This is a genomic window from Rhizobium redzepovicii, from assembly GCF_019793435.1.
GTDB lineage: Bacteria > Pseudomonadota > Alphaproteobacteria > Rhizobiales > Rhizobiaceae > Rhizobium > Rhizobium redzepovicii.
The window spans coordinates 48750-69656 of the sequence record NZ_JAILYH010000011.1 but is presented as its reverse complement, the minus strand read 5'-3'; the positions used below and the strand labels follow the sequence as shown (position 1 = coordinate 69656).

Annotated in this window: 20 protein-coding genes, 1 other RNA gene and 4 pseudogenes; 10 read left to right on the top strand and 15 right to left on the bottom strand. The window is 59.6% G+C overall.

Annotated elements, in window-relative coordinates; genetic code table 11:
• The first annotated feature begins 30 nt into the window (after positions 1 to 30).
• Positions 31 to 3732, top strand: coding sequence for an AsmA family protein (locus K6N12_RS18670; protein ID WP_097628284.1), 3702 nt, complete (start codon positions 31 to 33; stop codon positions 3730 to 3732).
• A gap of 17 nt (positions 3733 to 3749) precedes the next feature.
• On the opposite strand, the gene K6N12_RS18665 is transcribed toward K6N12_RS18670, so the two are convergent.
• The 4 genes from K6N12_RS18665 to ssrA form a co-directional block, all read right to left on the bottom strand.
• The gene (locus tag K6N12_RS18665; RefSeq protein WP_097628285.1) at positions 3750 to 3974 is read right to left on the bottom strand and encodes a ribbon-helix-helix domain-containing protein; all 225 of its coding nucleotides are present in this window, start codon (positions 3972 to 3974) and stop codon (positions 3750 to 3752) included.
• Positions 3975 to 4138: 164 nt separating this feature from the next.
• Entirely contained in the window at positions 4139 to 4333 is a 195-nt protein-coding gene (locus K6N12_RS18660; protein ID WP_097628286.1) for a DUF4169 family protein, read from the bottom strand.
• Positions 4334 to 4382: 49 nt separating this feature from the next.
• Entirely contained in the window at positions 4383 to 4898 is a 516-nt protein-coding gene (locus tag K6N12_RS18655) for an SspB family protein (RefSeq protein WP_097628287.1), read from the bottom strand.
• A 425-nt stretch (positions 4899 to 5323) separates the two neighbouring features.
• Positions 5324 to 5676: a transfer-messenger RNA gene (gene ssrA, locus K6N12_RS18650) on the bottom strand.
• 67 nt (positions 5677 to 5743) lie between these two features.
• Here ssrA and K6N12_RS34145 point away from each other — a divergent pair.
• Together K6N12_RS34145 and K6N12_RS34140 are read left to right on the top strand one after the other, a co-directional pair.
• Positions 5744 to 6174, top strand: a pseudogene (locus K6N12_RS34145) (sensor histidine kinase family protein); the annotation flags it as partial.
• A gap of 82 nt (positions 6175 to 6256) precedes the next feature.
• On the top strand, positions 6257 to 6475 hold the full coding sequence (locus K6N12_RS34140; protein WP_097628288.1) for a hypothetical protein: 219 nt from the start codon (positions 6257 to 6259) through the stop codon (positions 6473 to 6475).
• Between the two features lie 171 nt (positions 6476 to 6646).
• On the opposite strand, the gene K6N12_RS18635 is transcribed toward K6N12_RS34140, so the two are convergent.
• Positions 6647 to 6934 (bottom strand): DUF6522 family protein, encoded by a 288-nt coding sequence (locus K6N12_RS18635; protein ID WP_097628289.1) that lies wholly within the window; start codon positions 6932 to 6934, stop codon positions 6647 to 6649.
• A complete protein-coding gene (locus K6N12_RS18630; protein ID WP_131711344.1) occupies positions 6931 to 7266 on the bottom strand; it encodes a metal-sulfur cluster assembly factor in 336 nt (111 codons plus the stop codon). The genes K6N12_RS18635 and K6N12_RS18630 overlap by 4 nt, the downstream gene beginning before the upstream one ends.
• Positions 7267 to 7596: 330 nt before the next feature.
• Here K6N12_RS18630 and hemN point away from each other — a divergent pair, with 330 nt between their 5' ends.
• Entirely contained in the window at positions 7597 to 8949 is a 1353-nt protein-coding gene (gene hemN / locus K6N12_RS18625; RefSeq protein WP_222148938.1) for an oxygen-independent coproporphyrinogen III oxidase, read from the top strand.
• Between the two features lie 193 nt (positions 8950 to 9142).
• Here the strand turns inward: hemN and K6N12_RS35000 are convergent.
• The 3 genes and pseudogenes from K6N12_RS35000 to K6N12_RS18610 all read right to left on the bottom strand — a co-directional run.
• A pseudogene (locus K6N12_RS35000) lies at positions 9143 to 9757 on the bottom strand (nitric oxide reductase activation protein NorD); the annotation flags it as partial.
• A 544-nt stretch (positions 9758 to 10301) separates the two neighbouring features.
• Entirely contained in the window at positions 10302 to 10475 is a 174-nt protein-coding gene (locus K6N12_RS18615; RefSeq protein ID WP_179867158.1) for a hypothetical protein, read from the bottom strand.
• A 94-nt stretch (positions 10476 to 10569) separates the two neighbouring features.
• Positions 10570 to 11121 carry a cytochrome c oxidase subunit 3 family protein gene (locus tag K6N12_RS18610; protein WP_097628319.1) on the bottom strand — a complete coding sequence of 184 codons (552 nt, stop codon included), beginning with the start codon at positions 11119 to 11121 and terminating at the stop codon, positions 10570 to 10572.
• A gap of 476 nt (positions 11122 to 11597) precedes the next feature.
• On the opposite strand from K6N12_RS18610, the gene K6N12_RS18605 reads away from it, so the two are divergent.
• From K6N12_RS18605 to K6N12_RS18595, 3 genes are all read left to right on the top strand, one after another.
• Positions 11598 to 12086: a hypothetical protein gene (locus tag K6N12_RS18605; protein ID WP_097628293.1), complete on the top strand. Its 489-nt coding sequence runs from the start codon at positions 11598 to 11600 to the stop codon at positions 12084 to 12086.
• A 175-nt stretch (positions 12087 to 12261) separates the two neighbouring features.
• Positions 12262 to 12717 (top strand): pyridoxamine 5'-phosphate oxidase family protein, encoded by a 456-nt coding sequence (locus tag K6N12_RS18600; protein WP_222148937.1) that lies wholly within the window; start codon positions 12262 to 12264, stop codon positions 12715 to 12717.
• A 44-nt stretch (positions 12718 to 12761) separates the two neighbouring features.
• The gene (locus K6N12_RS18595) at positions 12762 to 13133 is read left to right on the top strand and encodes a hypothetical protein (protein ID WP_097628295.1); all 372 of its coding nucleotides are present in this window, start codon (positions 12762 to 12764) and stop codon (positions 13131 to 13133) included.
• A 33-nt stretch (positions 13134 to 13166) separates the two neighbouring features.
• On the opposite strand, the gene K6N12_RS34815 is transcribed toward K6N12_RS18595, so the two are convergent.
• The 6 genes and pseudogenes from K6N12_RS34815 to K6N12_RS18570 all read right to left on the bottom strand — a co-directional run bounded on the left by K6N12_RS34815 (position 13167) and on the right by K6N12_RS18570 (position 18143).
• The gene (locus tag K6N12_RS34815; protein ID WP_239620452.1) at positions 13167 to 13523 is read right to left on the bottom strand and encodes a hypothetical protein; all 357 of its coding nucleotides are present in this window, start codon (positions 13521 to 13523) and stop codon (positions 13167 to 13169) included.
• An 88-nt stretch (positions 13524 to 13611) separates the two neighbouring features.
• Positions 13612 to 14055, bottom strand: a pseudogene (locus K6N12_RS34810) (hypothetical protein); the annotation flags it as partial.
• Positions 13949 to 14398: pseudogene (locus tag K6N12_RS18585) on the bottom strand (YcnI family copper-binding membrane protein). The pseudogenes K6N12_RS34810 and K6N12_RS18585, both read right to left, overlap by 107 nt.
• 128 nt (positions 14399 to 14526) lie before the next feature.
• Complete coding sequence (locus tag K6N12_RS18580) at positions 14527 to 14970, bottom strand: pseudoazurin (RefSeq protein WP_097628297.1); 444 nt, start codon at positions 14968 to 14970, stop codon at positions 14527 to 14529.
• A gap of 497 nt (positions 14971 to 15467) precedes the next feature.
• Entirely contained in the window at positions 15468 to 17393 is a 1926-nt protein-coding gene (locus K6N12_RS18575; protein ID WP_097628298.1) for a hybrid sensor histidine kinase/response regulator, read from the bottom strand.
• A gap of 18 nt (positions 17394 to 17411) precedes the next feature.
• On the bottom strand, positions 17412 to 18143 hold the full coding sequence (locus tag K6N12_RS18570) for a Crp/Fnr family transcriptional regulator (RefSeq protein ID WP_097628299.1): 732 nt from the start codon (positions 18141 to 18143) through the stop codon (positions 17412 to 17414).
• A 237-nt stretch (positions 18144 to 18380) separates the two neighbouring features.
• Between K6N12_RS18570 and ccoN the strand changes: the two genes are divergently transcribed.
• The 3 genes from ccoN to K6N12_RS18555 are packed head-to-tail and all read left to right on the top strand — an operon-like array spanning position 18381 to position 20907.
• Entirely contained in the window at positions 18381 to 20003 is a 1623-nt protein-coding gene (ccoN, locus tag K6N12_RS18565) for a cytochrome-c oxidase, cbb3-type subunit I (protein WP_097628300.1), read from the top strand.
• Between the two features lie 8 nt (positions 20004 to 20011).
• Positions 20012 to 20746 (top strand): cytochrome-c oxidase, cbb3-type subunit II, encoded by a 735-nt coding sequence (gene ccoO / locus K6N12_RS18560; RefSeq protein ID WP_097628301.1) that lies wholly within the window; start codon positions 20012 to 20014, stop codon positions 20744 to 20746.
• 8 nt (positions 20747 to 20754) lie between these two features.
• Entirely contained in the window at positions 20755 to 20907 is a 153-nt protein-coding gene (locus K6N12_RS18555; RefSeq protein ID WP_003592769.1) for a CcoQ/FixQ family Cbb3-type cytochrome c oxidase assembly chaperone, read from the top strand.

Below are 20907 nucleotides of genomic sequence, written 5' to 3'. Positions count from 1 at the left end.
CAACAGAATGCTGAATGGAGAATCCTTGCGTTGGTAGGCCGGTTCCTCGTCTTTCTAGGGGGAGTGATCGTCGTAGTGCTGTTTGTGGCGCTGCTTGCGCCGCTGTTCATCGACTGGACGGATTTCCGCAAGAATTTCGAGGATCAGGCAAGCCGCATCATCGGCAAGAAGGTCACCGTCTACGGCACGGTGGATGCGCGTCTCCTGCCGTTTCCGTCGGTCACACTTCATGACGTGCGCGTCGGCCAGGAGGCGGACGGCACGCCGATCGTCAAGGTCGAGCAGTTCTCCATGGATGCGGAGCTCGCGCCGTTCCTGTCGGGTGAGGCGCTGATTTTCGACATGCGCGTCGTCAATCCGAAGGTGCGCCTGAGATTGCTCAAGGACGGCACGCTCGACTGGATGCGCGGCAGCCGCGCCGAAATACCCGCGAAAAACGTCGTTCTCGAAAACGTGCATGTCAACGGCGGCGAAGTCGAGTTCATCGACGACCAGTCCGGCCGCTCACGCCGCATCACCGGCCTCAATGCGGAAATGTCGGCCAAGTCGCTGGCCGGCCCCTGGCGCATCGAGGGCAATGCGGCGCTTGACGGCGAGCACGGCAGCTTTTTGATCTCGAGCAGCCAGCCCGACGAAAAGGGCGTGCTGCGCATGCGCACGAAGCTTTCGCCGGACAAGCACCCCGTCAGCATCGATCTCGATGGCGAATTGAAGCTCGTCGACAGCAAGCCGAACTATCAGGGGCAGCTTTCAGCGGCGATCGAAAGCGGCAACAGCGCCAAGCCCGCCAACAAGAAGGAGCAGCCGCCGCGCGTCAAGGGCCGCTTCGAGCTCACCAATGAACGCATCCGCATTCCCGAATATCGGATGGAGATCGGACCGACGGACGATCCCTACGTCATAACCGGGGAGGCGACGCTGGATACGGGCAATGCGCCGGAATTCCTGTTGACCGCCGACGGGCAGCAGATCGACGTCAACCGCATCGGCAATCAGGGCGAGGCCGGCAAAACGACCCGCGATCCGGCGGTTTCGGCGCGCCAGCGGCTGAATTCGCTAATTGATGTCATCGCACAGGTGCCGATCCCGCAGGTGCCGGGCAAGGCAAGTGTCAAGCTGCCGGCGATCGTCGCCGGCGATACGACGCTGCGCGACGTGCAGTTGGAGCTCGAACCGGCCGGTACCGGCTGGATGATCGACAGCGCCACCGGTACGCTGCCGGGGCGGACACAGGTGGAAGGCAAAGGCAAACTCCTGCTGCAGGGCGAAGCCTCGTTCAATGGCCAGATCGTAGTGGCGTCCAGCCAGCCGACCGGGCTTGCCTCCTGGCTTGCCGGCTCGGTCGATCCGGCCATCCGCCAATTGCGGCAGGCGGGCTTTTCCGCCAATGTCAGCCTGACACCCGAATTGCAGCGTTTCGAAAATCTTGAGATCGCTATGGGGCCGGCGACGCTGAAGGGCAGGCTGGAGCGACAGGCGATCTCCGGCCAGACGCCGACCCTATCGGTGGCCCTGAATGGCGACACGCTCGATCTCGATGCGCTGCAGGCGCTGAGCGGGCTGATGACCGGCCAGGATGCCGGCGACAACGTGCTCGACCACAAGATCGCCGCCCAGCTGAAGGCCGATAAGTTCACTGCCTTCGGCGTCGATGCCGAGAATGTCGAGACCACCTTCACGATCGCCGACGGAGAGCTTGCCGTCGACCGGCTGTCGATCAAGAATATTGCAGGCGCTGAACTGACGGCGACGGGCAGGGCGGAAGGCTCGCTGCTCGATTACAAGGGCGCCGGCGAGATCACCTTCAAATCGGCCGATCCCGGTGGCTTTTTCACCATGCTGCGCGAGCACCTGCCGCATCACCCGGTGCTCGACCGGCTGGTGCGCAATGCCGGCTGGTACGGCAACACGGCGCTGCGCGGCGCGCTGACGCTCGGCGGCGACGAAGGCAACGCGCTGACGGTGACGCTTGCCGGTGTGGCGAACGGCAGCCGCGTCAATCTCGATTACCGCATGTCCGACCTGCTGGCGCTGACCGGCAACGGTACGACGAGCCTTGAGGCGACGCTCGAAAATGCCGTGCCGTCGATCCTGTTCGGCCAGGCCGGGCTCGATCCGCTGCCGGTCGATGTCGGCGCCAACGGCCGCCTAACGCTGAAGGTGAAGGCATCAGGTAACGATCCCGCCGATGCGGCGCTAACCTTTGCGACCGACCGGACCTCGTTTACAGCCAATGGCAAAGTCGATGTCCGGCCGGAAACTTTCATGAACGGCAAGATCGCGCTTTCGCTCGACAGCGCCGATATCGACCCCTATCTCATCATGAACGGGATCGCCCTGCCGCAGACGGGAGCCGGGCTGCCGTTCGGCCTGCAGGTCAATGCCCGCGTCGACAGCGACAAGATCGTCTTTTCCGATCTCAAGGGGCATGCGGCCGACAACGAGTTTTCAGGCGCGCTGAGCTTCGACCGGAGGGCTGCGAAGACGACCGCGACCGGCGACTTGACGCTCTCCAAGGCGGATGCCGGCTGGCTTGGCGAGGCAGTGTTCGGCCAGATCGTTGATCCCGCCAACGGCGCGCTGACGACGGCGCCGCTCGGGCTGCCCGTCTTCAAGGATCTCGACGTCAACGTGAAGCTGACCGCCAAGCAGTTCTGGCCCGGTCTGCCGGAGACGGCGGTCACCGACTTTACCAGCAACGTTGCCTACAAGGGCGATGAGTTGCAGCTTAACGACATGGCCGGCAACTGGGATGGCGGAAAGCTCTCCGGCAATCTGCTGTTCACCAATGCCGACGGCACCGGTTTCCTGCAGACGAAGCTTGCGCTTGCCGATTCCGATGTTGCCGGCGTCGTCTGGCTGCGCGACGGCGCGCCGATCGCCAACGGCAAATTCGGATTGTCGCTGTCGATGGAGGCTTCGGGCAAGACGATTGGCGAGATTGCCAGTTCGCTGAACGGTTCGGGCGAACTTAGGCTCGGCGAGACCAGCATACGCGGACTGAACCTCGCCATCCTTCCGCCGCTGCTTGCCGCGACCGATACGATGCAGGAGCAGATTAATGCCGGCAAGGTGCATCCGATTATCGAGACGCTGCTCAGCAACGGAGAGGCGAAGCTGCCGCCGCTCGGCATCCCCTTCAATATCACCGACGGGACACTGCGCGTGCAGAATGTCACCGTCGCCAACGATCTCGCCCGCATCACCGCCGATGCGCAGATCGCGCTGCCGGAGGAACGGATCAGCGCGACGCTAGGCGTCGGTCTCAATCCTGGCACGGAAGCGCTGTCCGGCGCCGAGCCGTCGCTCAGGCTGAATTTTTCCGGCATGCTGCCGTCGCCCGGCAAGACGATGGATGTGACCGATATCACCAGCTACCTGTCGCTGCGCGCCTTCGAGCGCGAGCGCCGGCGCGTCGAGCGGTTGCAGGCGATCGTGCTCGAAAAGCAGCGGCTGCGCCGCGAGGCGGCGCTCTACCGCTTCAATGACGCTCAGCGCGTCAGGGCGGCCGAAATCGAGCAGCAACGGCAGGCGGAGGAAGAGCGGCTGCGCGCATTGGCGCAGGCTGCGGCCGCGCAGAAGGCTCTCGCGGAAGCGGAGGCTGCACGCGCGGCGGAGGCCAAAGACGAGGCGGATGCACAGGCGAGGGCCGCCGCGGAAGCGGCCCGGCGCGGCGGGCCGCAGCCCGGTTCGCTCAATTTTGACCAGGTGCCGGGCGTTCAGGCGCAATGATAATGCATGGAATTTGATTATAATCCGCGGCCAGCGCCGGCCTTCGCCCAGGCCAGCACGTGGAGCCGCAGCGCCGAGGACAGGTTGCTGTCCGACGGCCGATGGTCATCGATTTCGGAAATGAGAGCGGCAAGCGGTATCGAACGGCTTGCGGCGATCGCCTTCAACTCGTCCCAAAACTCGTCTTCCAGCGAGAAACTGGTACGGTGGCCGTGCAACGTCGCAGAATGCTTGCGTATCATGAAGCGGCTTCACGTCTAATTGGCTGGTAGATCGATTCAAGGAAGCTGCATAAGTGGCTGATCTCAATGCATGTCGCCCGGAAGTGTGCGGCGGTTCCGGGACGACGACATGCATAAAAAATCTTCACACTGTATTCCGGCGGCTCAAGCTTTGCGTGAAAGCTTCACGCGCCGTCGTCATCAGTCTCGAGCCGGCCGTCGCGATGGGTCTTGTCGGCCTTCTCGTTCATGCTGCGGGTGAGTTGCTTCTCAGCCTTGGTGCGGCCGAAGGAAATGCGGTTCTGCTCGGCCTGCGCCTCCTTTTCTGAGCGGGCCTGCTTCTTGCGGAATTGGCGGAGATTGACGATTTCGGCGCTCATGCGGGCCCCTTAATCCTTATGAAAAAGGGAGGCTTGGCCTCCCTTCAAATCACTGCTTCTTGCGGAAGGAGTCGAGCGAGACGACCGAACCCGGCTTCTTCTCTTCGCCATCGCCGGGTTTTGCGCCCGCGGCCTCATCGGGCTTTGCTGCGGCGTCGACGGGATACGCGGTGATTTCACCGGACGGTAATTCCTCGCCATCGGCGAGCGGCACGTCGAATTCGAGCTCGAAGTTGACGGAGGGATCGTAAAAGCCGCGGATCGCATTGAACGGGATGACCAACTTTTCCGGGACGTCGGAGAAGGAAAGGCCGATCTCGAAATGCGACTCGGTAATTTTCAGATCCCAAAACTGATGCTGGATGACGATGGTCATCTGCTCGGGATATTTCGATTTCAGGTGCTGGGAGATGCGTACGCCGGCAGCACCTGTGAGGAAGGTGATGAAGAAGTGATGGTCGCCGGGCAGGCGGCCCGTCGCTCCGACTTCCGCCAAAACCTTGCGGATGACGCCGCGAAGTGCATCCTGTGCCAGAATGTCGTAGCGGATATGATCCTGCCCCATGCTTTTCCTGTCTTTCGTCGGTTCGGAAGTCTTTTCACAAGGTTATATGCCACGTCCGGGCGCCTTGGGAAAGACCGGAGCCGAGTCACGTTTTTCAGCAGCATACATGATTTCGGCGGCAGGGAGAAGGTGAAGGCTTCTGTTGCCACGTGCCTTCGGACCCCGCCTAGAGGTGCGAACCACTAGGACTTTGATTGAAGTGTCACGCACCCTTGTCGATCCTGTTTCGCCCCCATCAAAAGCCGGCCTTCGCGGCCGCCGGTTTTTGGTGGAGGCGCCGGGTACCAACGCTTATGAGAACATGACGATTGTTAGTTCAAGATAAGTGTCTGAAAATAGGAAAAAAGATAGCTACTCGTTGACTAATTTTAGTCCACATCACCATAGCGTCATTCAATCAAAGGCAGCAGGACAGAGAGGGGAAAGGTGGAGGTTTCTGTTGCCAGGTACCTCCGAACCCCGCCTTAAGGTGCGAACCCCAAGGGCTTGATTTGAAGTGTCACACTGCGATTAAGCAGCGAGACGAGCTTCCGCATAGTTGTCGTTTGCAACTACTATTTTGACCCGATAACGGTGGTATCATGCCGAGCACAGCTTTTGTCTTTCAATGCCAGTCGATCCCATGTCGCCCCCATCAACAGCCGTCGCGCCGGCGGTTGTTGGTGGAGGCGGCGGCGTCGAAGCCGCGTCCTGCACATCTATTGCACAAAAGGTTTAGCACCATGTCTTCTTGCGAAGCACTAACTACATAGAATTGTACCGATCGAATATCAAGGGGAAACGGCTAAAGAGTGTTCCTCGTGGTACTTGACGGTCACGAGTCCGGGCGCTTCGCTTCAAAATGTGTCGCCCATGTTGTGATCGCGGTCAACCGCGCCTTCGAGCGGGTCGGAGAGCTAATGAAATCACAGAAGATCCTAACATCCGGGATTGCACATGAGATCTGCACGCCGCTTGCGGTTTTGAAGCTGGAACTCGGCCGTATAGACCATCCCCGCGCCAGGCAGGCGGAGGCCAATCTCGACGATCTCGTTCGCTTCGTCGGTCCGCTCACCGCTCTCGCGCGGTTGGACGGTTTTGACCATAGCACTTTCGAAGACATCGACCTCATCGAGCTAGGCTCGTCTATCGTGGCTCAACTCGCTCCATGGTCTATGAGAACAACCATTCACTGGAGTTCTCTTCGCAGGTCGAGTCCGCTCTGCTGCGGGGTGCCCCAGCCTTGTTGAGAGACGCGCTCCGCAATTTGATCAAGAACGCCGTCCGGCACACGCCACCCCAATTGATCGAAGGCGCCTTTTGCCACCGGAACTTGATCAGCGCTCATACGTTGAGCGCGGAGACCATGGAGACGCGAGATGCCTCGGTTGATTTCATTCATGCTCACCCGCCTCGCAGCCGGTGCTGGGCTGGGGTGTGCGGTCGGGTTCGTTGTTTGGAACAACAGGTTTGCCGGAATGTACTCAGCGAGTCCGACGGATTATTACGTCGCGCAGGGTTTGTTCGTGTACCTGTTCGCCAGCATGCTGGGCGTTGGGTATCTGATTACGGCACTCATGCTCGAAGATACCCGATAGACGAGTGAGGGTCCGCCGGCCTCCGGCACCTTGCCGAACACCCTGTCGACCTTGGAACGAAACCGAGGATGAACCAGGCATCCTCTATTGCTGCCATGCCTCCCGCGACGAAGTACGTGTGGAATATGGATCTGGCAGCAGGCGCTGGACTTGATCGTTATTTAGCTGTGATTATCCGCCCGTTTTGCACGAAACGCTTGAAACCCGAGGCACAGCGGAGGCGACGAATTTCATTTCCTCGCTCAGACTCTCACCGCCAATGCCAACGACCGCAATCCAGACCCGATTTCCGAAGCGCACGGAAAAGCGAGTCCTCCCGGCGTCTTCGCCAACGCCGGCCTCGACCACTCCGCGAACCAGACCTCGCCGCATTTGGCTACGAAGCGCGTCGGGCGACAATCCGAAACGTCCGGCCAGGTCGGTTGCGTCAAGCACCAGGCCTTTGAGATCGATGTTCATGGCTTGCGTCCGACCGTAATTTTTACGCTTGGTTGCTTGAAGGAAAATAGCGTCGCCATTTCGGCCGACCATGGAGGCTCGTAGACTAGATCGATGACTACTTCGCCGACGCCGGCGATCGTCCCAACGCGGGTCTTGACTGCCTCGATGATGAAGGCTGACGCCGGACAGAAGCGGGTAGTCGTGGTCATCTCGATCTTGACGACGCCGGCTTCTGTCGTATCGACCTCGTAGATCAGCCCAAGGTCGACAAGGTTCGTTCCGACTTCCGGACCCTCAATCTCCCGCAACGCGGCGAAAACTTGCTCCTTCGTCACATCAGTTGCCGGCATCTGCGGCGTCCCGTTTGGAAGGGCATCCCGCCATTTCGCAGGATCTGTCCTACGTCAAGCTCACGAAGCTGGACCATTGGCATGACCTTTCTTGTTGGCGGCGAAGAAGAACGCCGGCTGTTGAAATGCGTGCCTCTTTGTATTGGGATCCACGTTCGCAGGAGAGTTGGCGAGTGCGAGTTCCCAAGATTTTAGCGCTCTATCGCATACGGTTGGCACAGCGCGGGCTGGGCGTTTCGGCAAATTGTTCGCGGCGTGATTGATCCATGACAACGAGTAGGCGCTCGCCAAGGCGCATAACGCATCACACGCTTTTTTGAGGATGCGAAAATGTCCGACGCCCTTGTCGACAAATACGGCGACGCCCGACTACCCCGCTACACCAGCTATCCAACAGCGCCCGCCTTTTCTGATGCCGTCGGATCGCAGGAATATTCGAACGGCCTGGCTGGCTTGAGGGGCACGGGGCCGGCCTCGCTGTACCTGCACATCCCCTTCTGCCGATCCATGTGCTGGTACTGCGGTTGCCACACGACCATCACCAAGCAGGACGCCCCGATCCTCGACTACCTTGAGGTGATGACCAAAGAGATTGGAATGGTTTCTTCGGCTGCCGGAAACAATTTGCCCGTCAAGAACGTGCATTTTGGCGGAGGGACCCCAACGATCATGAAGCCGCACGAGTTCAAAGCGCTTATGATGACGCTTACGAATAGTTTCGCCTTCGAAAACGACTGCACTGTCGCGGTCGAGATCGATCCACGAACGTTGACCAGCGAGATGATCCTAGCGCTCGGAGAAAATGGGGTGAACCGGGCAAGCCTTGGCGTCCAGAGCTTTGATCCGGTTGTTCAGAAAGCCATCAATCGCATCCAGACGTTCGGCCAGACACAGGCGGCAATCGTCGGACTGCGCGCCCATGGCGTGACGAGCACGAACTTCGACCTGATTTACGGCCTGCCTCATCAGACTGTCCAGTCGTGCGTGGATACGGTGAGGCTTGCGGTGAAGCTTCGCCCCGAACGGTTCGCCGTGTTCGGCTACGCACACGTTCCTACTTTCAAAAAGCATCAGCGTCTGATCGACGAATCAGCACGTCCCGACGCCCGGCAACGTAACGAGCAGGCAGAAGCGATCGCGTCTGAACTTGTCTCCGCCGGATATGTCCGCGTCGGCCTCGACCACTTTGCATTGCCGGACGACCAACTCGCCGTCGCTTCCGCTTCAGGTACGCTGCACCGCAACTTCCAGGGCTATACGACCGACGACTGCGATACCCTCATCGGTTTCGGCGCTTCGGCGATTGGTCGCCTGCCTGCTGGATATTTCCAGAATCATGTCGCGATCGGCCGCTACGCCGAGATGGTTTCCTCCGGAGTTCTTCCCACCGCGAAAGGATACGTCCTTACCGCGGAGGACAAGCTCCGGGCGGCTGTTATCGAACGGCTCATGTGCGATTTCGAAGTTGACTTCGGAGCGTTGAGCAATACGGCCGGGTATGACCCGCGCCTTCTGCTCGAACGGAACGATCGGCTGGACGCTCTGGTTTCCGATGGCGTGGTGACCGTCGACGGAAGCCGCGTGCTCGTTAGCAAGAATGCCCGGTTCATGGTTCGGGCCGTGGCTGCTGCGTTTGACGCCTACTTCGGTTCTTTGGGGCGTAGTCACAGCAAGGCCGCTTGATGCGACGGGTCGTCCTGGAGCGCGGGCGAAAGCGCCCGACCCTCCCATCGACGGCTCCCGGCTTCGGGGGCTTTCCGCGCAGAGCCTGAATGGCAATTTCCTCACCGTCCATCGACACGCTGTTTCTCCCGGCGCCCTGGCACCGCCGGGTACGTCGATCTGTGCCCTGGCGTAGCCGGTGGGACGTCCTGACCTAGGTCGTCAGGTTGCGGTAAATCGATGGCAGCGCGCTCGGAAGCTTAGCGATGTTGGAGACCAGGGAGAACCCTTCGCGCCCAAAGATGACCGGCAGATAGTCGCCGGCGTTCTGATCGACCGTCACCGCGAACACTGCCCGGCCTCTGCCACGCGCTTCCATGACTGCCTTCCGGCAATCTTCAAGCGCGAACCGGCTCTCGTAGTTGTCGACGTCGTTGGGCTTTCCGTCCGTCAGGATGAGCAGCAGTCTCTTCCGCGTTCCGTGCCGGTCGAGCTGCGTGGAAACGTGCCGGATGGCGGCGCCCATGCGCGTGTAGTAGCCGGGCTTGAGGCTTGCGATGCGGTGTGCGGTGGCGGCGGAGAATTTTTCGCTGAATCCTTTGATCGTTTCGACCCGAACCCAGTTGCGTCGCCTTGAGGTGAACGTGTGGATCGCGAAGCTATGGCCGCAGGCGTCAAGGCCGCGGGCAAAGATGTCGAGGGCCTGCATTTCAACGTCGAGAACCCGCCTATTGTCGATCCAGGAATCGGTGGATAGGGAGACGTCGACCAGGATGGAGGTCGCAAGCTCGTGCGCAGCGGGGCGAGTGATCTCATCAAGTTCGTCGGATGCGCTCGCGTCCTCGTCCTCACGATCGTCCGTTGGCCGGTCGACGTTGACCATATCGCCATGGCGAGGATCTTTTAGAAGCGGTTGATAACTAAGGGGTTGCGCTTGCGGTCGTCGGCGTCCTTTGCCCGTCGGGCCTCTTGAGATGGTCGGCTGGCAGTCTGCTGATCGCCGCCTTCGGACGGCAGGTTTTCGCGGTCCGACGCGCCGGGGTCGTCCAACTGTTTGAAGTCTGGCCAGATCGCTAGCCCACGGGGGCGGCCCTGAACGCGGGCCGCACGCTGTCGGCGAGTGGCTGATCCAAGGGCGACGAGAGGACTGCCTGGACCAGCCGCTCAATTTCGCTTTCGACGAATGGAAGCTTCCCTCTTCGTCTACATGCCAGGATAGCCAGGCTCAGACGGACGTACCGCTCTTTCATGCCTGGAAAAGCTTCAATGACGCAAGCCGCGGTGGCTCGGCTCAGTTCTATTCGGGCAATGTCGGCGAGTGCCACGTCCTGTGGCATGTGTTCGATGTGAAACCGCGAGAACGCGATGTCAGGTTAAGCCATTAGAGCCTTCGTCAGCGCGATGGCGAGCACGGCACTTGCCCAGGCGACAAGCGCCCGCCCAATTGGAGAGTGGTGTTGTCGCTCTCCCAGGAAGTCGAGGACGACGAAGCGCACTTTCCACACTCCGATAACTGTGACGATGACCGCGAACGCAAATTTCGGCATCGCCGCCTGAACGTGCCCGGCGGCTGAAACATACGATGTAAGCGCCAGAAGCTGGCAAACGCCCTCGAAGGACGGGTACTGGCACGCCCTGTATTCATAGAAGACAGACCACAGGAAGCATCACCAGCCAGTCGATATCGATCACGTGCCAGAGCGTCGTCAACAAATGTACATTCTGAGGTGACGGGAAGCGGGCGACGAGCACGAGCAGCAACGCCCCGAACAGGACATGCGCTATATGGAAGCCGGTGATCAGAAGATATAGTTGCGAGAAAGTGTCTGCGGCAAGCAGCGAGACTCCTTCCAGCCGATATTCATAAAGCTTCAGCGCTACAAATAAAAAGCCGCCACCCGCCGCTCCGAGCAACATCAGGCACTGGCTCCGCTGATGCCAGCAGCTTGCGGCCTTTACCGCAAACCACCCGCTGGTCAGGAGGATAATGGTGTTGGCGAGGGCGAGCGTCTGATGAAGCCTCGCCGCTCCCTTGGCGAATTCATCGGGGTGTATCCACGAGGCGATGACATAGGCCGTCAGCAGCGCACCGAATGCCGCTAGTTCGCTCCACGCAAGTATCCACACAAGAAGGTCGCCGCCGTCCGACGCGGTTCGGCCGTGCACATCCTGGTTAACGTCGGTCGAAGTCATGATGTGAGCTTGGGGCCGCGATGGCATCGTGTGTTTGCGGGAACGCAAACAGGACCTCATCCAATCCCGGCGGAGAGCGATGCGACAGGTCGGCGTCGTGTCATACGGCTGCGTATTATCACGGAGGTCGATTGGACCTGGGAGCGTCTTCCCGATGACGCAGCTCTTAAAATTCGGCTGCCGAGCGGTCTGTCGTCTGCCAGCCCTTTCCGATGATGACCAGGTTCGCAGCCCCAGATGAGAGGTCGGGGCTTAACTCAATCCATCTTTGATCGATCTCAAAGAAGGTCTTCCGGGGACCTCCTATTGTCGCCGAAAAGGAGAGCCGGATGACTGATGCTCAAATCGGACTGTCGATAGCGACCCCTGTCATCGTGACGTTTGCGATAGCGCTCTTTCGTATGGGCGTCCTGCGGCGTTGTGACCGCCGTCCTGGCCATTGCGATCGCCACCAGCCTTTTCTGCAGAGATAGGACATGACGAACATTCTTACGGAAAATTTTCCCGAGCTCGAGGCCTGCTACGGGCAGCTCATGGGCTGGTGCGATCTACTCGAAGCCATCGCCGACTTCCTGCCTTGCCATATCGAAGACAGACTATGCGAGACCATCATCCACGGTCTCGTTCCCCTTCTCAGCACAACGCATCTGCTGGAGGCGCGAGTCGTTTCATCGCACCTGGGTTTGATCATGATCGATGACGAGCTGACGGAGGCTGTCGAGCGCCGCAGGACGAGCAGACTGTTCGATGCCGACGCCGCGCAGGAAGTCGTCGACGCGATTTGCGCGCTGAAGGCGGGACGATGCCATCTCTCCTGGGATGCGATTGGTTATCTTTTACGCTCGTTCTTCTGTTCCATGCGTCGGCATATTAAAGCGGAACGGGAAATCGTTCGCCAGATCCTGAAAGCATTGGAAAGACAGGACGCGCAGCCAGTGTCTGTGGCCGTCATCGAGGCAGCCTAGAATGCCTGTCGTTTGGTGGCAGTCGCAGCCCGATCGCGGTTTTTCACGACAATCCAGCTTTCGTCGATGCGGAATGGTCGAGCCGATTTCCGGATGTCCGTTGCGCTCGATCAAAGACGCGACGCCACCGGAGCGTTAGCATCCCTCCCGTGACCATAATGAGGAGGATCCTTTCATGGCATTTGCGCTACGGGAGTTGAGCCACGCGGAATGCTACGAAATCCTTGAACACGCGCGCTTCGGACACCTGGCGTGCTGCAGGGATGGCCAGCCTTATATTGCGGCAATCTACTTCGCCTTTGCGGGAAACGTGGCCTACAGTTTTTCGATGCCAGGCAGGACGCTTGACTGGATGCGGGCGAACGACAAAGTGTGTCTGCACGTCGAGCGTCTGGCGAGCGGGGGCGGATGGACAAGCGTCGTCATCGAGGGCCAATTCGAAGAGTTTCCAGACGATAGTTTCAGGCATGACGAAAGAGTTCATGCCTGGTCGCTGCTGAGGCAGCATTCCGACTGGTGGGAAACGGGGTCTCTAAAGCTCGCCGAACTGCCAGTGCTCTCGGCGCCACCGCACGTCTTCTACGGGATTTCAGTGAGATCGCTGTCGGGCCGTAGCGGAATAAAAGATTAACGTTCCAAGGCTTACCGAAATTCCCTCAAACCAGGAGGTTCCCCGTGATCTTAGAGCATTTCGGAAATTCGTCGTTCGATCCCCCCTCGGGAAATGAGAGCTTCGCAAAGCTATGCACTCAACTCCAACTCGAGTCGATTGCCGCAGCGCTGCGTTGTCAATCCGAAGCGATGATGTTCGCGACCTGCTGGGGCAAGTCGTGGATGAGCTTTCTTGGAGATCTGGCTAAAAGCGTCGATCATAACGATGCTCTCGAGGTGACGTCGGACTACGTTCAAAATACGATTGGTGAAGTCGCTGAGGAGGCGGCGACGCTTGCGGTGATCGGGTCGCGTTTCGGCTCGCGCATGGCTGAGGCGATGCAAGGATTCGCCAAAGATCATTCGGAGAAGTTGGCGGTCAGAGCACTCAGCTAGAGAATGTTTGTCCGAAACGAAGTCTCGGCAGGCTCACCGATAGGCTGGAACCACGGCAAGGATTTTGCCCGAGGTATCCGTAATCTCGCAACGGCGGCTTTGCTTTCGCCTGCTGGATGTCTTCAGCCATGAGGCATCGCTTCGCCCGTAGAGAGCGGCCGTAACGCCGGCTAGTCTCAGATCGCCGCCAATTTCGTCGAGCCCCTGAAGGTAGATGTTTGTGGAGAACAGCAGGACGCCGAGGAAGGCAGCGAGATCTTGTCGCGACGGGGAGGGGTTCCCAATGCCGAACCATCGGTCGAACAATGCTCTCCCGACGACCACAGCAAGAAAGATGATGGATGAGGCGTGCACGACCCAGATCGCGATCGCCAGAGGCGAAACGGACACCTTCGGTGGACGTGGCCGTCGGGGTACCGACGTGGAACACGACGGATCCTCCGATCGGATGACCGTCCTCCGACGCCACCCGGTAGCTTACGATCGTAGTGCCGCGAGAGATCGAGCCCGGCAGATTCAATAGGACCACCGAGCCGGCGATATCTCCTTGCAGATCTATCCGGTCGCCCGAAGCGTCGGTGGCACTCGCGCTGACGAGTCTGACCACCTCGTTGAAATGAAATCGACCCGGCTGGGCGACCGATCCAGAATTTCGTTGTTGGCAGGGGAGGAACTCCTCAAAACGGCGTGAGCTTGCGCGCTCGCCAGCAGGAGGCCGCCGAGTGCCGCCAGGACGAGCAGCAGGGCTGCTGCTCGGACAGAAAGGATGAACGTCGCCCAATTCGGAATCCTTGACCACATGAGCGACAATCCGATCACGAACGCGGCTGCTCGACGACGTCGAAGTACGGCGCGGGGGTCTCGTAGTCGTCGGTATTCTTCCCTGCCGCTGGAATTTCGATCCAGCGCTCCACGGCGCCATCGGTGCATTCCTGGACAACCGGCAAGTAGATGCGGGTTCCGAGCGGCAGCTCCTTGGCCACGGTTGCCCGGAAAACGAACTCGTCATATTCGTCGTCCGCGAGACTCCCGCCACTCCAGACGATTTCGCTGACGCCTTCCTTCACCGGCTTTCCGTAGAGGTCGTAGCTCTTCTTGTAAGCGGCGTGGACTTTTTCGATGGTTTAGCCGGACTTCGGCATGGGCTTCGCGGAGAGCTGTCCCTCGGGTACCTTTACCCGGATCTTGATGGTTGCCTTGCCCTCGCAACCGTGACCTACCCGGTAGGCCTTTCCGGAGGTTGCCTGGGATTGCTCCAGCGTTATGTGCGCGTTGGCGAAGCTTGCGCCTCAGACAGCAACGATGGCAGCCAGCATGAGATGCTTGATCATTGTCATAGGTCCAGTCGGCGGGTCGACGGCGGTTCTGCCGCCACCCGCTGTTTCAAGCTGCGTTACTGGGTAACCTGCGCGAGATCGGCATCGAGGCGCTTACGCACCGGGTTCGGTACCTTGGCAGTCTTGATGGCGTCGAGGTTCGCCGGCTTCTCACCCACCTGGATGAGCGCGACCATGCCCATGCCGGCATGCGGCGTGCACTTGACGACATATGCACCCGGCTCGTCGAACGTGGCCTGGAACTGCTCGTTGGGCTTGGACTTGAACTCGGTTGCGCCCTCGGGAATGAGACCCTTATACGTTTCAACGTTATGGCTCTTGTCGGTCGGGACGAAAGTGACAGTGTCTCCTGGAGCGACTTTGACGAAGCCCGGCTCGAATACCATTACTCCGTCGGCGCCCTTGTTGAGCAACTGAACTTGGTGATCGGCAGCCATCATCGGCGCCGCCGAGGTAACAAGAACTGCAGCCACAGCGATCAGACCGAATTTCAAACGCATTTTCATGTCTCCTGTTTGCGGGGCCGGATTTGGCCTCGGGGACACTTCTAGGACATGGCAGCGCAGCGCTCTTTGATGCTCGTCAAACCTGGATAAAATCAATTTTTCAAGACTGAGCCCGACTTCGAACGGACAACGTCATCGATCGGATTTGCCTGAAAGAACAGTGCTCCGCCGACGCTTGCTCGGCCTTTTGATTATGGCGTCATTGGGCGCAGCAGCGGAATAGTGCGTCTGACGATCAATCGGAGGCACTTCGACCATTTCGGCAGGGCGAGGGTCGCGGCCTGGCGTCGAGAACGGGCCAGTGTTCTTTGAAGAGGTGACGGGTTCCGTGACTTGTCGGTTGGAGATCGGCACCGGCGAAATTGGATCAAGCAGTCCGGTAATTTCACCAGTCAACGTGAAGCCGCGCTCCCGGCACCGGCTGCCGCATCCGGGTTGCCAAAATGTTACGAAGCATAGGTGTGTCGATCAACAATGGGCAACCGCGCCTATCAGCGCCGATCGAGAAGCTCGCGAATCATGGAAGCCAGTTCTCGCGCGGTATAGGGCTTGCGAAGCCATTGAGCACCGGAAATGACGTCCGTCGTTGCAAGGGCCGGCTCTGAGTAGCCCGACGTGAAGAGAACGGCGATGTCCGGCCGAAGGGTCCGAGCCTCCCTCGCCACCTCGTCGCCGGTCATGCCGCCGGGCATGACGATGTCGGTGAACAGAAGCGCGATTTCCTCGTTTTTGCGCAGGATTTCGAGTGCTCCACGGCCGTTGTCCGCTTCAAGCACCGCGTATCCCATATCGCCGAGCCGCGCGACAGCTACCCGGCGGACACGAGCGTCGTCCTCCACAACCAGGATCAGCTCGTTTCCTCGAGGAAGCGGGCTCTCCTTTTTCTCTGCCTGCAGACCAGATTCCTGTAGCTTGGATCCGGTCACGGCGGGGAGGTAGATCCGTATCGTCGTGCCTCGACCAGCTTCGCTATAGATTTGAAGGTGGCCGCCGGACTGCTTGACGAAGCCATAGACCATGCTCAGCCCGAGTCCCGTTCCCGATCCTACTTCCTTTGTGGTGAAGAAGGGCTCAATGGCATGCTTCCTCACTTCTTCCGTCATCCCAATTCCCGTGTCGGTCATGGAAATGAGCACGAAATTGCCGCTGCGAACCTCGGGATACATCTTTGCGTAGTCGGCATCGAGGTGCACGCGCGAGATTTCGGTGGTCAGGCTGCCGCCTTTCGGCATGGCGTCGCGCGCGTTGAGAGCGATATTGAGAATTGCGTTCTGAAGCTGCGAGCTGTCAACCACGACGTTCAGATCGGATCCCGCGATCGTCGTAGTGAGCTTGATGTCCTCTCCGAGAGTTCTGCCAAGCAAGTCCGAGAATCCTGTCACAAGCTGGCCGAGGTCGGCATGCTTCGGGTTAAGAGGCTGACGCCGGCCGAAAGCAAGCAACTGGCCTGTAAGCTTAGCGCCGTCGGCTGCCGCGTCCTGGGCCTCCCGGAGGATGTCTCTAAGTTTGCCGGGAGGCAGCTTGTCCTCGATCATCTCCAGATTACCGCTGATCACGGTCAGAAGGTTGTTGAAGTCGTGCGCCAGGCCTCCCGTCAATTGTCCGACGGCTTCCATTTTTTGCGCCTGGCGGAGGTCTTCCTCGATCTTGAAGCGACCTGTCAGATCGCGGACGAAACCCGTAAAGATGCGCTGGCCGTCCGCAGTAGCTTCCCCGACGTGGAGTTCCATTGGGAACTGGGTGCCGTCGGCCCGCTGCCCGGTGACGACACGCCCATAGCCGATAATGCGTTTCTCGCCGGTCTCGAGATAGTGATCGATGTAGCCGTCGTGGGCGTCGCGGTAGGGGTTCGGCATCAGGGTGCTGACATTGCGCCCGCAAATCTGTTCGGACGGCATGCCAAACAGCTTTTCGGCCGCCTTGCTGAACGAAAGCACCGTTCCCTTGTGGTCTATGACCACCATGGCGTCCGGCACGGTGTCCAGAATTGAACTCAGGTGGGCCTCGCGCGATTTGACCGCGTCCTGAGCCTGCTTCAGGGCGCTGACGTCGCTGTTGGTCTGAATGATGGCGAGGTCGCCATCGGGAAGGTTCACAAGCACGCAGCGCGACGCCGTGTGGATCTCATGCCCGCTTTTGTGGCGGTGTACGATTTCGCCCTGCCAGGACCCTCTTTGCTTGAGCTGGTTTCGTATCTCGTCTACCGGCTCCGGAAACCGGGTTGCGAGAAGCTCGTATACTTTTTCGCCGACAGCCTCTTCCCTGGTCCACCCGTACATGTTTTCGCAGCCGATCGACCAATGGGTGATGGTGCCCTCGAACCGATGGATCAGAATGTCCGCGCCGTCCAGCACATGAACCATTACATCAAGCTCCTGATAGGAGGCGGTGCGTGGCGATACGAGACGATGCGGCATGGCTTATCCAGCGTTCGATTAGTGGAGACTGACGCTATGGCAGGTTTTCTCTGAAAAATCATCCGGGTTGCCCGACAGCTCCTGCAGCCGGCGCAGGTTCACGATCCTCAGGTCGTGGCGCCCTTCCGGAAGGAGGACGTTGCGGGACGCAAGCTTGGTGATCGTTCGGGAGACCGTTTCGATGGTCAGGCCGAGGTAGTCCGCGATATCCTGTCGGTTCATGGGAATCCGCAGTAGGCCCTTGTGGACCTCGGCGTTGCGACGGGACACCAGTCTGGCGATGAATGTGCACAACCGCTCTTCGGCATTCTTCTTGGAGAGAAGCACCATCTGGTCATGAGCCGCGACGGTTTCCTTGCAGAGCAGGGAAATATATTCCGGACGCAGCAAGTCGCACCGGCCAACCTCCTCATTGAAGCTTTTGCGCGAAACGCGGCGGATCTTGCAGTCGGTGACGGCTTCGGCCGTGAACAGGAAGTCGCTCTGCAAAAAGGCGCCGATAACGTCGCCTGCGAAGTGGAAAGCGGTAATCACGCGGCGTCCTTCGCCGATGATGCGCTGGAGGCGGACGACGCCCTCCACGACTTGGAAGAGATGCTTCGCAGCGTCGCCTTCCCAGCAGATAGCCTTTCCAGCCGGAACGAGTTCAACCGTCGACATCTGGAATAACGAACCAAGCGAACGCCCGCCGCGCGCAATGTCCGAGGCGGCTTCGACTGGTTGGAAAGCTTGGCGATTCTGCATCAGCATCTTGGTGTCCCCGCGTTTTCGATGCCTGAAATAGACAGCACCCGCGTCACACCGGAATGATTGGCCCGTTGCAAATGGTGAGACTGTGTAACAGCATGTAACTGCGCCATGCCTGGGCGCCAAAGTCCTCGCTCTTTGACCTAGATCAAGGAGGCCGGGCCGCACCCATGACAGTCCTGCCTCAAAGTACGAGAGAGCCGGCCGCGACGCGGTCGTCTGCGCACTGGGGACGACATCATGAACTACACAACGGAAACAGTAGTGGTCGCGGTCGCTGCTTTCCTGGCCCTGCTAGGAGCCGCCTTCGCGCACGATCACCTATTTGCGGTCCATATGGGCATACTATGCGTCTGTCTATGCGCAGGCACCATATTACTGCTGAGGAAGGTCGACTTTTCGCCGGCTGGAAATCAGCCGAAGGCCGATACGTCGGGTTATTTCGACGAGGTCATCCGCTACGGACTGATCGCTACGGTCTTCTGGGGCGTCGTCGGCTTTCTCGTCGGCGTGGTCGTCGCTGCACAGTTGGCGTTCCCGGACCTCAATCTAGCGCCGTATCTCAACTTCGGCCGTCTCCGTCCCGTGCACACCTCGGCCGTCATCTTCGCCTTCGGCGGCAACGCGCTCATCATGACCTCCTTCTACGTCGTCCAGCGGACCTGTCATGCGCGCCTGTTCGGCGGCAGCCTCGCCTGGTTTGTCTTCTGGGGATACCAGCTCTTCATCGTGATGGCGGCGACTGGCTACGTCCTTGGCATCAATCAAGCCCGAGAATATGCGGAACCGGAATGGTACGTCGACGTCTGGCTTACGCTCGTTTGGGTGGCCTACCTAGCCGTCTATCTTGGGACGATCCTAAAGCGTCGGGAACCTCATATCTACGTCGCGAATTGGTTCTATCTTGGCTTCATCGTGACGATTGCGATGCTGCACGTGGTCAACAACCTTGCCGTTCCCGCGTCCTTTCTGGGCTCGAAGAGCTACTCCGTCTTCTCCGGGGTCCAGGACGCTCTGACACAATGGTGGTACGGCCACAACGCCGTCGGCTTTTTCCTCACCGCTGGCTTCCTTGGCATGATGTACTACTTCGTGCCGAAGCAGGCCAACCGACCCGTCTATTCCTATCGGCTGTCGATCATCCACTTCTGGGCATTGATCTTCATGTATATCTGGGCCGGCCCGCATCACCTGCACTACACAGCGCTGCCCGATTGGGCCCAGACTCTCGGCATGGTCTTCTCGGTCATGCTCTGGATGCCGTCCTGGGGCGGCATGATCAATGGCCTCATGACCCTTTCGGGGGCTTGGGACAAAGTGCGCACCGATCCGATCATCCGGATGATGATCATTGCCATCGCCTTCTACGGCATGTCGACCTTCGAGGGTCCGATGATGTCGATAAAGACGGTCAACTCGCTCAGCCACTACACCGAGTGGACGATCGGCCATGTGCATTCGGGAGCCCTTGGCTGGGTCGGCATGATCACCTTCGGGGCGATCTACTATCTGACGCCCAAGCTTTGGGGACGCGAGCGTCTCTACAGCCTGCGAATGGTCAACTGGCACTTCTGGCTCGCCACCCTCGGCATCGTCATTTACGCCGCCGTGCTCTGGGTGGCCGGGATCCAGCAGGGTCTGATGTGGCGCGAGTATAATTCGCAGGGCTTCCTTGTCTACTCGTTCGCGGAGACCGTGGCCGCCATGTTCCCATACTACGTGCTGCGCGTCGTCGGAGGCGGCCTCTATCTGGCCGGTGGGATCGTGATGGCTTGGAACGTCGTCATGACGATCCGCGGCCACCTGCGCGATGAGCTAGCTATTCCGACCGCTTACGTGCCCCAGGCACAGCCTGCCGAGTGAGGTGAAAAATGGCATCGATATTAGACAAGCATAAGATCCTCGAGAAGAACGCCACCCTCCTTCTTGTCGGTTCGCTCCTCGTCGTGAGCATCGGCGGCATCGTCGAAATCGCTCCTCTGTTCTATCTCCAGAACACCATCGAGAAGGTGGAGGGGATGCGTCCCTACACTCCTCTCGAGCTGGCCGGACGAAACATCTACATTCGCGAAGGCTGCTATCTCTGCCACAGCCAGATGATACGGCCGTTCCGAGATGAGGTGGAACGCTACGGCCATTACTCGCTGGCGGCCGAGTCCATGTATGACCACCCGTTCCAGTGGGGTTCCAAGCGCACCGGCCCGGACCTGGCTCGTGTCGGAGGCCGCTATTCGAACGAATGGCACGTCCAACATCTTTCCGATCCGCGGGCGGTTGTGCCTGAATCGATCATGCCAAAATACGCGTTCCTGAAGACGAACGAGATTTCGGTCAAGGACATCGGCATGGACCTCAAGGCCAATGAAGACGTCGGCGTTCCTTACACGGACGACATGCTGGCCAATGCTCAGGCCGACATGAAGACGCAGGCTGATCCGAACGCCGACACCACGGCGCTGCTCGAGCGCTATCCAAAGGCGAAAGTCGGCGACTTCGACGGCGATCCCGCCAGGCTGACCGAAATGGACGCCCTGGTGTCCTACCTGCAGATGCTCGGAACGTTGGTCGATTTCTCGACCTACGACGACGCGACCGGCTACCGATGAGGTGATCCATGGAAACCTATACTGCAATGAGACACTTCGCCGACAGTTGGGGTCTGCTGGCAATGGCCGCCTTCTTCGTGGGCGCCGTCCTCTACACCCTTCGCCCCGGCAGCAAGCAGACGGCCGCCGAAGCCGCCGATATTCCCCTGAAGGATGACTGA